Below are 13,843 nucleotides of genomic sequence, written 5' to 3'. Positions count from 1 at the left end.
CATGTCCATTAAAGAGGATCTATTAAAGAAAATCAAAGAGAAGACGATTCGAGTAGGAGTCATTGGACTCGGCTACGTCGGTCTTCCTCTGGCAGTAGAAAAGGCCAAGGCTGGCTTTAAGACGATCGGCTTCGACGTTCAAAGTCAAAAGGTCGAGCTCGTAAATAAAGGCGAAAACTACATCGGTGACGTCGTAAACGAAGACTTAAAGAGCCTCGTAAAAAGCGGCATGCTCTCAGCTACGACCGACTTTAGCTTTGTAAAAGATGTCGACTTTATCGCCATCTGCGTTCCAACGCCCCTCGATAAGTATCAGCAGCCCGATATCAGCTTCGTAGAAAAATCCTCACGCGAAGTAGGTAAGTACTTAAAGTCGGGAACCATCGTGGTCCTTGAGAGTACGACTTATCCTGGAACGACGGAGGAACTCATTAAGCCCATTCTAGAAAAAGAGAGTGGTCTCACCTATGGTGAGGACTTCTACCTTGCGTTCTCTCCTGAACGAGTCGATCCAGGAAATCTTCAATATAAGACGAAAAACACACCGAAGGTCGTCGGAGGCATCGGTAAGGATGCGACAGAAGTCGCAAGCTACATGTACCGTAGTGTCCTCTGCTCCGACGTCTTTGAAGCCTCTTCTCCAAGAGTTGCAGAGATGGAAAAGCTCTTAGAGAACACGTATAGAAATATAAATATTGCCCTTGTAAATGAGCTTGCCATGCTCTGCCACAAGATGGACATCGACATCTGGGAAGTGATCGAAGCTGCAAAGACGAAGCCCTACGGATTCCAGGCTTTCTATCCAGGACCAGGCTTAGGCGGTCACTGCATTCCACTAGACCCTTACTATCTCTCCTGGAAAGCGAGAGAGTATCAGTTCCACACGCAGCTTATAGAAACGAGTGGAGCTATAAATGACCGCATGCCCGTCTACGTCGTAGAGCGCTCAGGCGTCATGCTAAACCGCTTTAAAAAGGCCTTAAATGGCTCACGCGTGCTTCTCTTGGGTATGGCCTATAAGTCGAACATTGACGACTACAGGGAGTCTCCTGCGATCAAAGTTGCAGAAGAATTTCGTGAGATGGGATCCCTCGTCGAATACTACGACCCTTGGGTAAAGAGTTATAAAGACGGGGAAGAGGAATATTATTCCATCGAAAATCTCGACTCCATCGAAGACTACGACATCGTCGTCGTAACGACAGCTCACAGTAATGTCGACTACGAGTACGTATCAAAGAATGCAAAGCTCATCTTCGATACGAGAAATGCGCTAAAGAATATCACGAATCGTGAGAACATCGAAACGCTTTAAAAGGTCTCTAAGGAGGCCTTTTTATTTTGGAAAGAGCCTCTCTTTCTGATATACTTATTGTGAGAAAGCATGAGGTTTACTATGTTTTATAAACACTTTTTAAAACGTGTCTTCGATATTTTAGGTAGTCTCGTACTACTTCCTTTTGTGATCCTTATTGGAATTCCCGTAGCGATCTTCATTAAGCTCGATGACGGTGGTCCCATTTTTTATTCTGGGCTTCGCTTAGGTAAGAACATGAAGCCCTTTCCCATGCATAAATTTCGCTCGATGAAGGTGAACGCACCCGACATCCGTAACGAAGATGGATCGACCTTTAACTCCGAAAAGGACCCACGTTTAACACGCTTAGGAAACTTCCTACGTAAGAGCTCTATCGACGAGCTCCCACAGATCTTAAACGTCTTAAAGGGAGACATGAGCTTTGTAGGACCGAGACCCTCTCCTTTAGGAAACGAAGCGAGATATACGGAGGCTTTTAAAAAGAAGTTTCAGGTTCTTCCAGGTATCACTGGTTACAACCAAGCAGTCTTAAGAAACGCCTCGACCATGGAAGAGAGGACGTATTACGATACGTACTACGTCGACCACGTGTCGCTTCTTTTAGATTTAAAAATTATCTGGCTCACAGCAGTCGGTGTACTCAGACGGAAAGGCATTAACCGTAACGATGGAAAATAAACGCATCCCGACTATACTAAGTGCGGTGACGATTGGACTCGCGATTCTTCTTACAATCGTCGCGCTCGTTTTAAAGAACTTTAATCTCCATATCGTATCGCTCTTACTCGTGACGCTCTTTTTATTCTTAGAATCCCTTCGTGAGTTCGAAAAGCGCGTTGTACTCTTCTTTTTTACGATCAGTATCGCCATTTTTCTCGTCTCGAGACCCTCTATCGATCTCTTTACAGGCTTTGCCTTCTTAAGAGGTCTTCATTACAATCCAGTAAACGGCACTAAGGCTATCTTACTCATCGAGCTCAGTCTCGTAAGTATGTACATAGGTCAAGTGGCCTTTGAAAGGTTCTTTACGAAAAAAGAGACACTCACGACACTAAAACCACAGTGGATGGAAGAGAACAAGACGAATCTCTTTCGCTTCCTCTTACTCTTTTTTGCCATCGGTTTTCTCTGCTACTCGGCAGAAAACGTAGAGAAAGTCCTCTTTCGAAGAACGCACAGCTACTTCGAACTCTATAGCTCCTTTAAAACGACGCTTCCTTTTGTCGTGACAGGTTTTGCGAGAACCTTCTTTGCATCGTTTGTTACAGCCTACGCACTGAGTGAAAAGAGAAGGACGAAAATCATCCTTGTTGCCTTATACCTTTTTAGTAATGCCATAGGACTTCTTGCGGGACTTCGTGCACCTTTTGCAAAAGCCCTCTTCTTCGTCTTTGTCGTCCTCTTTATCGAGGTTGCAAACGATAAGCGAAATGGCGAGATGCTTAAAAAGCTCGTCCTCTGGGGCGTCATCTTTTTAACCGTCGTGACACCGCTCTTTTTATACATCGATAGCGTCCGCTTCGGTGTCCGTCCGAAGAAGCTCATGATCACGCCTGTTCAGCTCGTCTACGACCAAGGCATTAGCTTTACGACCATTACGCGTGGTGTCGACTTTACCGAACACCGTCTCGCTAAAAGAAAGAACTATAGCTTTGGACCGCTCATCGATAAGTTCGACCCGAACCTAAAGGGTGTAAACCCCTACAGCATGGACATGGTAGAGCTAGGTAATAGCTACGCAGCCGACATCGCCTACCACCTCTATGGACCGCGCTTTGTAAACGGCCTAGGAATCGGATCGAATCACATCATTGAAATCTACATGGACTTTAGATCCATTGGTGTCATGATCTATAGCGTCTTCTTGGGACTCCTCTTAGGACTCCTATCGAAAGACCATAGAAATCTCTTTGTAAAAGTAGCGAGCTTTATTATGCTAAGTGAGCTCTTTTACATTCCGAGAGCTCAAGCGCTGCGCTTTATCTTCTTACTCCTTGAGCCTCAAAACTGGCTACCACTCGTTGCAGCCATAGGCTTAACGATGATCCTAAAACTTGGAGGGAAACGTGAACATCCTGCTCATCAGTAACATCTATCCCTCAAAGGATTATCCAAGTTATGGAACGTTTGTAAAGAGCATTCATGACTTATATCTAAAAAATGGAGAAGAAGTAACACTCGTAAGATACAAGAAGGAAAAGAGTGGAAAGCTAACAAACTACATGAAGTTTTTTAGCGAGATGAAAGATGCCTTAAGAAAAAAAGACTACGACATCGTAAACGTCCACTATCCTTCGCACTCGGCACCGACGCTTTTAAGACACCTTCCGAAAGATGCCGTTCTCTTAACGACGCTCCATGGAACGGATGCTCTTCCTCTTACGACGACTCAGAAGCTCCTAAACCCCTGGACAAGACGCGTCCTAAAGAGGTCAAACCTAATCGTCGTAAGTAGTGAAGACTACAAGCGAAGAATCATCGACCGCTACGGACTCGATCCAGAAAAAATTGTCGTCTGTCCTCCAGGAGCCCTTCCAGAACATAAGGATGTTCCTGTTGAAGTAAAGAAACCTGCCGTGGGCTTTGTAGGACGCCTCATTAGAGAAAAGGGAGTCTTCGAAATCTACGATGGGGTAGAGGAACTGAGAAAAGATGTTCCCTTAGAACTCATCTACGTCGGAGAAGGTCGAGACGAAAAGGAACTCAAAGAATACGCTAAAAATGCGCGTTTTATCGGTGCTGTAGCACGCGAGGAGCTTTTTAGCTACTATGAGCAACTAGATTTGTTGATCTTTCCAACAAAACTCGATGAGAGCTTGGGATGGGTAGCTGTAGAGGCCTTTGAAGCAGGCACTCCCGTGCTTGCGACCAAGAGAGGTGCTCTCACATACCTCATAGAAGATGGAAAGAACGGCTATCACATTGAAGCGGATGGAAAAGACATCAAAGAAAAGCTTGAAAAATATTTTTCTTTAAGCAAAGAAGATAAAGAAACGATGCGAGAGGAAGCGAAAAGAAGTAGCATCCCCTTTAAAGAAGAGACCGTAAGAAAGACACTCAAAGACATTATAGAAAGAGTGAGTTATGAATAAGAAAATTGTACGAATCCTTCTCATTTTCATACCTGTAGTCATGTGGCTATACGGCTTTTTGACCTTCGGTAGCTTAGACGATACGGAAAAGGCCCTAAAACCCTCCTATCTCTTCTATGCCGATGGACAACAGGCCTCTGTCATGCCGTTTAAATACGGACACAGGCTCATAAGCTTTAATGACACCATGCGCTACATCCATAAAATGGATGACTACACAAAGAGTCAAACACTCTCCCAAAAGAATCAGGAATTCCTTTACGGAAAAAATAAGACGGTGCTCCGCTATGGAAACAAGTTATATATCCTAGAACACCGTAAGGAAGTGCGTTATATAAGAATTAGTAGATATATCTACGATCTTGAAAAAGACACCCTAACAAAACTTCCCGAAGAATTCCACTCGGAAGGTGCAGTTTATAACCAAAGTACCTTCTATGAGGGTTCTCTCTACTTCTTAAGCCTCGATCGAGAGAGAAACGTAAGACTTCATAAGTGGAATGAAACGGAAGATGAGATGCTAGAGATTCCGGAAATTGCGATCGGAAGAAAGACGCTCATAGGCTTTAACATCGCTAAAGACTCTCTAAACTTTAACCTACCGTATCTACAAATCTACGAAGACGATAAGAACTTTACGACCTATTCTCCCAACGAAGACTTCACAGCGCTTAAGAAAATCGAAAAGGATCCGCTCGAATACTACTTCCAAAGTAAAAAGTTAGCCGATGACTTTAAAGAGAGAGCGCGCTGGGGAGAGCTCATTAACGTCGTCTTCTTTAAAGAAGATTATGTCGTAAGTGAGCGCTTCGAAACACTGAGATACAAAAGAAACGGAACAGGGGAAGCGATGGAAATCGGTAAAGACTACCGCTCCACTTCCATGAACCCTGACTTTATCATTCAGAGCCTCGATCCCTTTGTACCGAACTACAACGCGGAAGAGGCGAAGATCCGAGATGACTTTTTTAGAGAACAATACAGAACGTATGAAGACAATAAGAGAGAGGTACTAAAGGCAAAGAAGCTCACCGTGGGTAAGCTTTTACGTTACATTCCAAGTGTACCGAGTCTCATCAATATCTTTAACCTTGGCCTAATGGTCTTTCTTACAAGTAAGAAGACGACTCGAGAAGAGGTGCGCTAATGAGTACGATCCGCTCTAGAATCAAAGAGACCTTCTTTTCAAGGGACCTCTATTTAAACCTCATGAACGTACTACTGCTTGTCATCTGCCTTTGGATTACAAGCCCCGAAAGCCTCTATTACAAGTGGGGCATCTGGGCAGGGCTACTCCTTCTCTTCTTACTCTTAGCTCTCGTAAGAAACCCCAGAGAATGCATGAGCGTGATCTTCTCAAGAAAGATCCTCGTCGTCTTCATCTGGCCCGCACTCCTTATGGTCTGCTGGGTGCTAAAGCTTAGAGAAATTCCACTGAACTACGGAGCCATAAGCCTACTCCTACTTCTCTTTTGGTATTACCGAGAGATCGATGGCATGGGATACGTACAGACCGTGGGAATGATCCTCTTCGTCTTTTGGATCGAAATTGCAGCTGTAACGATCGTGATGAACATTCTAAACCCAGGTATCTCTAGAGACCTTGCCCTAGGCCGAATAGGAGAGAGAAACTTTAGAGCCTCGACCTATCTATCGAACCTCCATGCCGTCTACTTAGGCGTCATCATGGCTCTCTATACCTTATCGAGGGTACTAGAGAATAAGGGAAGGGACAGGATCTTCTTTGGAATCCTCACAGCTCTCTTAGTCGGAATGGTTATCGCCGCTGACTACAGCTTTGCGATCATTATCCTACTCATCGGCCTTGTACTCGTACTCTTAAGACACTTCACACACTACGAGGGAAAAGCCTTTCGAACGATCTTAATCGTAGCCTTTTCGCTACTCGTTCTCTTTATGCTCCTCATGGCCTTCGACAACCCCTTGAGTAAAGCCATCATCGACTTAACCTACAAGTATGACATGGGCACACTCAACATCTCTGAAAAACTCGGTAACCGCCTAAGCGTGTACCTAAAGAGCTTGAGTGTCTACAACTACTCACCATTCGTAGGTCTACTAGGACTTGGTAAGGGAGACTGGCCCATCGGAAACCACTCCTTCTTACTTGACGTATTCAGTCAATTTGGTATGATTGGGTTTATCGTATTCATACTGATACACGGCTACATCTATTTAGCAACTCGTAAGGAGCTACGTGAAGACAAACGTGCCCTTTATGATATCCTTATGCTCGTCTACTCCATGGAATGCTTTGTCAATCCATCGTTTGAAGTGAGCTATATCGTCTGGATCTTTCTATTGATCCCTGCTCTTTTCATGGAAAAGGGCAAAGGCGCAAGGTACGTAGATTTTCTTAGATAGGGGGAAGGATGAAAAAAGTCCTGATTCTAGGCGTTGCCCCAACACAGCGTGACGCCATCGGTGTACTTAAAGACATGAACATAGAAACGTTTGCGATCGCAAAAGCGTTAGATGGCCCGGGAGCCGCTCTTTCGGACCACTTTGAAGCGATCAACTTTTTAGATACACAAAAAGTCATCGAGTTTATAAAAGAAAAAGAAATTGAACTCGTCTATTCTGCCGGAAGTGACATTGCGATGCCAGAAGTCGCAAAGCTCTCGGAGTACTTCTCAACGAAGTGCTTCTTTCCACCAGAGGTTCCAAAAATCTGTAACAACAAAGGACTCATGCGAAAGACACTCGGAAAAGATTTTAAGGGAAACGTCCCCTTCGATATCTTAAAAGAGAAACAGAATGTTTCTCTTCCATTTCCCTTCATGATGAAACCAGCGGATAGTCAAGGTCAAAGAGGAATCCATCCGATAAACAGCCAAGAAGACTTTGACAAGTACTTCGAAGAGACGAAAGAATTCAGCCGAAGTGGAGAAGTCATCGTCGAGCGCTTTATCGGAGGATTCGAGGTCAGCGCGAACATCTACATGAAAGACGGAAAAATGGTCTTCTGCATGGTGAGTGACCGCATTACTTTTGAAGAATACACGGGCATTGTAAAGGGACACATTACCCCTGCCGTATCGATCGATGAAACAACAACTAAAAAGATCGAAGCTATTTCAGAGGCCACTTGTAAAAAGGTAGGCATACTAAATGGTCCTGCCTATATCCAGTTTAAAATCTTTGAAAACGAGCCCTACATCATTGAAATTACGCCAAGGCTCGATGGCTGTCACCTCTGGAACGCCATTTACCACGCCACAGGCTTCAACCTCTTAAAGCTCACCTTAGAAGATCTAATCTTTGGCACCACCGAAGAACTTAAAAAGTACACCGGTGTAAAGAGAACGATCGATCTAAACTTTATCACACAGCCACCCCATACACCCATGGCTCACTACGAGAAGCCAGATGGTTCACTATACTTTGAAACCTACTACAAAGAGGGCGACACCGTAAGACCCATCAATACCTTCCAAGAGAAGATCGGTTACTCCCTCGAGGAGCACAAATGATACACGTATTAGGTGGTAGTGGCTTCGTAGGAAGAAACCTCGTTCCCGAGCTCGAAGAGTGCAACGTCATCTCAAGAAATACGTGTGACTACTCGTTAGAGAGCTTAAAAAAGATCTTTCATGAAGGGGACACGGTCATCCACCTCGCAGCAGAGCGAGGTGCCAAGGACTACAAAGTAAACGTAGGCCTTACAGAAAGAGTCATTGAAGCGAGTAGAGAAAAGGGAGTAAAGAAAATCATCTTTGCTTCTAGCATCTCCGTCTATTCGGACGAAAGTCTTCTTCCATGGAATGAGGATCAAAGGACCAACCCCTTTAACCCCTATGGCGTTTCAAAAAGACTTTCAGAGATGCTACTAGAACTGGAAGACTTCCAAACGATTTGTCTTCGCTTTGGTCACATCTTTGGAGCCAACGAAGAAAACGACTACATGATTAACCGCTTTTTACGTCAGAGCTACAACCACGAAAAGCTCATTCTCTTTGGAGAAGAGACGGCAAAGCGAGAGATGCTATACGTTAAGGATGCCGTAAGGGCTATCCTATTAAGCCTTACGTACGAAGGCTCAGGAATCTTTAACATCGGTAGTGGAAATAACCTCACGAATAAAGAGATTGCAGTCACGATTAATGAAGTGATGGATAACCCAAGACTTGCTGAACAAAAGGGCCAAGGAACACTAAAAAGTAGCTTCATGGATTCCACCAAGGCAAAAGATATCCTAGGTTATACTCCAAAGTACTCTTTTAAAGAAGCCGTAGAAGATATTAAAAGCATCATGGACGGCACCCTATGAGAAAAAAAATCTTTATTCTCATGGTCTTTACTTTTCTAAGCCGTCTAACAGGCTTTTTAAGAGAGATCTTTCTAGCCAACAAATTTGGAGCAGGACTTACGACAGACATATACTTTGCTTCTATGATCGTTCCTGTTCTAATCATTAGCTTTGTTGTTACAGGGCTCAATAATTCCCTCATTCCAACGCTTTCTAAGACGGAGAAGGAAGGGAAGAAGACTCACTTTTTTAATAATTTAATGAGTCTATTAATAATAGTTGGCATTGCAATTACAATTGCACTTTTCGTGTTCGCTGAGCCACTTAACAAGCTTTTTGTAGGAGATTTCAAACCCCAATCTTCTTTTTCTGACGTCGTACTCTATTCTAGGTGGATGAGTATCATTGCCATCTTTCAGATCTTTACCTTTGCATATATCGGTTACTTACAGCAAAGCGAGCGCTTCTACATGGCTTCTTTCGTAAGTGTTCCCTTGAACTTCCTCATTATCTTAGGTGTAATCTTTGCAAAGAACACGTCTGATGTTAAAACACTCGTCTACTGGACTATCATAGGTTACCTCGCACAGATGATCTGGGTATGGGCTCCTTATAAAAAGATCTCCGAGCCCTTTAAATTTCGAGTAGACCTCAAGGATCAAGATCTTAGAAACATGATCGCAACCATCCTTCCCGTCATACTCATCCTATCGGCGAGTCAGATTAACTACATGGTAAGTAAATCCTTCGCAACAAGTCTTTCGGAAGGATCTATCTCTTACCTCACCTACTCACAGAAGATCATCATCCTCTTTCAGCAGATTCTCGTAGTCACCTTTTCCATGGTCGTATTCACAAAACAAGCAAAGCTTGTGAGTGATAACAACATAAAGGGTATGTTAGAGGTCAGTAGAGATAATCTCTACTACGTACTCATGCTCGTCCTTCCTGTCGTTGTAGGAACCATGGTACTATCGATTCCGATCGTACAAGTTCTCTACGAAAGAGGCATGTTCAGTACAGAAGACAGTCTGAACACCGCAGGCGTCCTACTCTGGTACGCACCCAGCCTCATCCCGTTTGCACTGACAGAACTCCTTTCAAAGATGTTCTTCAGTATGAACCAGTACAGAAAGGTCATGACTTCTGCTATAGCAGGCATGGTACTAAACATCATCCTAAGCTACATCCTAGTAAGACTAGGAGGCCTCAATGGCCTAGCTAGTGCTTCTAGCATCGCTGCTATCTTGGCCGTACTTCTTCTACTATATAACGCAAAGCAAGTATTTAAAGAGTACGGATTAAAGCTCTACTCACAGAGCATCATAAAGATAACCGTAGCGTCCATACTAATGGGTGCTTTGATATATGGCCTTAGAACACTAGGTCCCTTCACTTCCATGAATAAATATGTAACCGTAATGGTCATGGGAGTCATAGGAGCCCTAAGCTACTTCTTCTTCCTATTATTATTAAAAACCGAAGAAGTAACTCCCGTTCTAAGTTACGTACGTCAAAGGTTAAGTAACAAAGAAAGGAGGGAAGAACGTTAAGTTGGTCGGAACTCAATCGCTTCTTTGCCACTTAAGCACAAAAAGATCATGTTAAAGGCATGATAAATCCCATCGGGAAACCCCTTGAGACAAAAAAATAAGTTGCCTTTGTCTCTCGGTTTCTATATAATTGTCTTGATGACAAAGAAGAAGTCGTTAAAACTAATGGATTCTTCACAAATTCAAGGAGGAAAAATGAAGAAACAATCAACTAGAATGTTAGCAATGCTCGTAGCAATGCTAATGGTTCTAAGCATGGTTCCTTTCAGCGCATTTGCAGCTATTGTCGGTCCTGACATGACACTAACTGGCAAAATCCAAGTAAACGGCGCTGATTACACAGGACCAGAACTCGACAAATATGGCACAGGCTACCACATTGTAACTAGCACATGGAATGGTACGAAGTACGATCCAGCAGTAGCTACAGGCGCTTTCTTTACGAACGGCGTTATGGAGCCTGTAACAATTCCTGGTAAGATTAGTTCTAACCTAAGAATTCGTACGTCTAACCCATTATTCGTTTGGTCAATTGAACCACAGCCAGCAGCAGGAGCTACAGCAGCTGAGTTCCTAGTAACTTTTGCTGGTGTTGAAGGACAACGTCTCATTAATGGCGTTGCTACACCTGGTCCTGTAAACGTTATGAAAGATGGCGTTCTCGTAGAGACAATCCAATCTGCTGCAGACGGTACCTTCAAATGGTTTACAACAACAGATGGTAACTACTCATTCGAGTATCCTGGATTCAAAGCAGTTCCAGTAACAGTTACAAACGACGTTGCTGATCCAGCTACAATCGAACTCGTTAACGCCCCTCTTTCAACAACAGTAAACGTTTACGAAAACGGTGTTGCACAAGATTCACACCAAGTTCTTGTTAACGTTAATGATGCACACAACACAACATTCACATACACCTTCCCAGGAGATGGTACTTTCGCATTCACATCAAAAGACCGTACTTTTGACGTAATGCGTGAACGTGTTGCTATCGTTGCTGACAATCAACTAAAATTCGCTAACAACGAAGACGGCGTTGACTTCCATTGGGCTGAACAAGTCATCACAATGAAGAAGAACGTTAACGGCCAAATCGTTCCTTACACAACTGGTAATGTTGTAGTTTCTGACGGAACAAAGTCAGTTACACTTCCTGTTTCAGCTGATGGAACTGCAAAGTTCTGGGCTTTCGAACAAGGAACATACACAGTTACAGTTGATGGCAAAGAAGTTGCTAAAGTAGTTGTTCCTATGGACGTTAAAGCACTTGCTCCAATCAACGTAGTTGATGCTACCGGTAACGGAAACTGGCAAATCGTTCCAGCTACACGTTTCATCGAAGTTATCACAAAGGTTAACGGCCTTAACGCTGGTGGAATCCCTGTAGTCATCACAGACAACAAGGGCCACAAGGACACGCTCTACACAGATGAATTCGGTCATTTCGAATTCTTCGGATTCGACGGCGATACTGCTATCGATGCAAACACAGGCGTTTCTTACCTACAACCTAAGACAACATACACATTCACAGGTTACTCAGTTCTTAAGAGCGGCGTTAAAGAAGTCTTCAAGATTTCTGTAACAGATGCTGACCTCGTTGCTGACGTAAACCCTGTAATTCTTGAGCTCAAGAACGAACCAGCACAACTCGTTACAGCTGATGGTTTCGATCTCTACAGAGTATACACAGGTGGCGATGCTGCTCCAGGTTGGGTAACATTCTACGCTGTAATGACAGACGAAAAAGGTGAAATCCTTCTCGATGCTACAACAGCAACAAAGAACGCTATCATCAACGAGGCTATGCCAATCGGTTCATTCCCCGTTGACGCTGATGGACACATCGTTCTAACAGATGCACAAATCAATGATATGAACGCTAAGCTTCTCTATGCTCCTGGTCAACCAAGAACAGTAGCTGTTAGAGCAACAGGCGGAGACGTTTATAACAAAGGTAATTATATCTTCCAAAACACAAAACTAGCTAACACAAATGAAAAGGGTATCGTATCTTTCGCTAACCTTTCAGATGACAAGGCTGTAGCTAAGATCGATTCTGATCATGCACTTGGATTCCAAGTTCGTAACTTTGAAATCCGCACAATCGCTGACGAAAACGCTCCATCAATTTACACTGAAAATGGAAAACGCCTAACAATTAAGGAACTTTCTGAAGCTACCTCGGTCAAAGCACTAGATGCATTCCATTCTATGTACTATGAAGACGATCTTGGACGAATCTTTACCAAACATCCTCTCAAGGACGTTAAGGTTGAGATGTTCAAGAACGTAACAAAAGCAATCGGCGCAGCTGTAGTATTCGAAGAAAAAGCTGTTGAAACACAAGTTTCTGGCGAAAACGGTATCGCATACTTCAAGCGCGACAGCATTGTAAACTCTGAGAGATTCCTCGAGTGGGTAGAATTAAATGGCAAATACTCAGGAACAACATTCCCAACAAAGGCAATGCTCGGTTCTAAGGTTGTAGCTTCTAAGGACGGTTTCTTCGTATACGATACAGAACACGATGGACAACAAGATTCAGAAACATACTTCATCACGATGAAAGACATCAATGATGACTTCATGGAATACTACTGGATGAAGGGTGTTAAGAATCCTGACATCGTAGATCGTATCGCTGGTAACACACGTTACGCTACAGCAGTAGAAGTAGCTACCGCTCTCGAAAACGCTCTTAACTTCAGAGGTAAGGGCTTCAACAACAAGATCATCCTCACAACAGGAACAAACTTCCCAGATGCTCTCGTAGCTAACGGCCTCACAGCTGAATGGGCTTACAATGCTCCACTACTTCTTACAACAAAAGACAAACTTTCTAAGGAAGTTGCTGACTACCTAGCAGATCACCCAGGCGTTGCTGAAGTAGTTCTCGTTGGTGGTACACAAGCAATCTCTGCTAACGTTGAATCACAACTTGAACAACTCGGATACCAAACAACACGTATGGCTGGTGCTAACCGTTTTGAAACAGCTGTTAAGGTCAAAGACACATTGATCAAATACTGGGAAAAATGGCATGGCAAAGCTTACCCATACGAAAACGTATTCCTAGCTAACGGTTACACATATGCAGACGCTCTTATCGCTTCTGTACCTGCTGTAACATACGGTCTCCCAATCCTTCTCACTGCAAAAGATGAACTTCCACAAGTAACATACGATGCAATGAAGGCATTCTACAAGACAACAGTTGTCGGTGGTGAAGCAGTTGTAGGCGCTAACGTTTACACAGCAATCAACACAACAACAAAAGAACGTCTCTATGGATGGAACCGTCAATTAACATCTATGGTTATCGCTGAGAAATTCTTCCCGAACGCTACAAAGGTTTACGTAGCTACAGGTGAGAAATATGCTGACGCTCTCGTAGCAGGCAGACTCGCAGCTGAACACAACGCAGCTATCATTCTAGTTGGCAAAGACAATGTTGATCCAAAGGTAATTGAGTACATCAAGAACTCCAAGATCACAAGTGTTACAGTCATCGGCGGAACAGACTCTGTAAGCGAAAAAGTTCGTGCAGAGCTCGAAGCTGCTGTTCTTTCAAAATAGTTTAACGACTAATCATCAACTTAAAGCC

10 protein-coding genes are annotated in these 13,843 nt (G+C 43.6%); all 10 read left to right on the top strand.

Going from position 1 to position 13,843, the window contains the following annotated elements; translation table 11 throughout:
- Window position 1: 1 nt before the first annotated feature.
- Window positions 2-1,315: a nucleotide sugar dehydrogenase gene (locus ACUB3H_RS04035; protein ID WP_459129375.1), complete on the top strand. Its 1,314-nt coding sequence runs from the start codon at window positions 2-4 to the stop codon at window positions 1,313-1,315.
- Between the two features lie 81 nt (window positions 1,316-1,396).
- The gene (locus tag ACUB3H_RS04030) at window positions 1,397-1,996 is read left to right on the top strand and encodes a sugar transferase (RefSeq protein ID WP_459129374.1); all 600 of its coding nucleotides are present in this window, start codon (window positions 1,397-1,399) and stop codon (window positions 1,994-1,996) included.
- A complete protein-coding gene (gene wzy, locus ACUB3H_RS04025) occupies window positions 1,986-3,407 on the top strand; it encodes an O-antigen polysaccharide polymerase Wzy (RefSeq protein ID WP_459129373.1) in 1,422 nt (473 codons plus the stop codon). Before ACUB3H_RS04030 ends, wzy begins: the two co-directional genes overlap by 11 nt.
- The gene (locus tag ACUB3H_RS04020) at window positions 3,385-4,410 is read left to right on the top strand and encodes a glycosyltransferase family 4 protein (protein ID WP_459129372.1); all 1,026 of its coding nucleotides are present in this window, start codon (window positions 3,385-3,387) and stop codon (window positions 4,408-4,410) included. Before wzy ends, ACUB3H_RS04020 begins: the two co-directional genes overlap by 23 nt.
- On the top strand, window positions 4,403-5,557 hold the full coding sequence (locus tag ACUB3H_RS04015) for a hypothetical protein (protein ID WP_459129371.1): 1,155 nt from the start codon (window positions 4,403-4,405) through the stop codon (window positions 5,555-5,557). Before ACUB3H_RS04020 ends, ACUB3H_RS04015 begins: the two co-directional genes overlap by 8 nt.
- Window positions 5,557-6,795: a hypothetical protein gene (locus ACUB3H_RS04010; protein WP_459129370.1), complete on the top strand. Its 1,239-nt coding sequence runs from the start codon at window positions 5,557-5,559 to the stop codon at window positions 6,793-6,795. Before ACUB3H_RS04015 ends, ACUB3H_RS04010 begins: the two co-directional genes overlap by 1 nt.
- A gap of 8 nt (window positions 6,796-6,803) precedes the next feature.
- Window positions 6,804-7,904 carry an ATP-grasp domain-containing protein gene (locus ACUB3H_RS04005; protein WP_459129369.1) on the top strand — a complete coding sequence of 367 codons (1,101 nt, stop codon included), beginning with the start codon at window positions 6,804-6,806 and terminating at the stop codon, window positions 7,902-7,904.
- Window positions 7,901-8,701 carry an NAD-dependent epimerase/dehydratase family protein gene (locus ACUB3H_RS04000; protein WP_459129368.1) on the top strand — a complete coding sequence of 267 codons (801 nt, stop codon included), beginning with the start codon at window positions 7,901-7,903 and terminating at the stop codon, window positions 8,699-8,701. The genes ACUB3H_RS04005 and ACUB3H_RS04000 overlap by 4 nt, the downstream gene beginning before the upstream one ends.
- Window positions 8,698-10,233, top strand: coding sequence for a murein biosynthesis integral membrane protein MurJ (gene murJ, locus ACUB3H_RS03995; protein WP_459129367.1), 1,536 nt, complete (start codon window positions 8,698-8,700; stop codon window positions 10,231-10,233). The genes ACUB3H_RS04000 and murJ overlap by 4 nt, the downstream gene beginning before the upstream one ends.
- Window positions 10,234-10,428: 195 nt before the next feature.
- Window positions 10,429-13,815, top strand: coding sequence for a cell wall-binding repeat-containing protein (locus ACUB3H_RS03990; RefSeq protein WP_459129366.1), 3,387 nt, complete (start codon window positions 10,429-10,431; stop codon window positions 13,813-13,815).
- Window positions 13,816-13,843: the final 28 nt, after the last annotated feature.

The organism is Guggenheimella bovis (assembly GCF_054492335.1).
This window is presented reverse-complemented; position numbering and strand designations above follow the sequence as displayed.

Excerpts from the sequence above, each read along its gene's own strand:
- ACUB3H_RS04035 (WP_459129375.1), top strand. The coding sequence starts at position 2 with ATGTCCATTAAAGAGGATCTATTAAAGAAAATCAAAGAGAAGACGATT.
- ACUB3H_RS04030 (WP_459129374.1), top strand. The coding sequence starts at position 1,397 with ATGTTTTATAAACACTTTTTAAAACGTGTCTTCGATATTTTAGGTAGT.
- wzy (WP_459129373.1), top strand. The coding sequence starts at position 1,986 with ATGGAAAATAAACGCATCCCGACTATACTAAGTGCGGTGACGATTGGA.
- ACUB3H_RS04015 (WP_459129371.1), top strand. The coding sequence starts at position 4,403 with ATGAATAAGAAAATTGTACGAATCCTTCTCATTTTCATACCTGTAGTC.
- ACUB3H_RS04010 (WP_459129370.1), top strand. The coding sequence starts at position 5,557 with ATGAGTACGATCCGCTCTAGAATCAAAGAGACCTTCTTTTCAAGGGAC.
- ACUB3H_RS04005 (WP_459129369.1), top strand. The coding sequence starts at position 6,804 with ATGAAAAAAGTCCTGATTCTAGGCGTTGCCCCAACACAGCGTGACGCC.
- ACUB3H_RS04000 (WP_459129368.1), top strand. The coding sequence starts at position 7,901 with ATGATACACGTATTAGGTGGTAGTGGCTTCGTAGGAAGAAACCTCGTT.
- murJ (WP_459129367.1), top strand. The coding sequence starts at position 8,698 with ATGAGAAAAAAAATCTTTATTCTCATGGTCTTTACTTTTCTAAGCCGT.
- ACUB3H_RS03990 (WP_459129366.1), top strand. The coding sequence starts at position 10,429 with ATGAAGAAACAATCAACTAGAATGTTAGCAATGCTCGTAGCAATGCTA.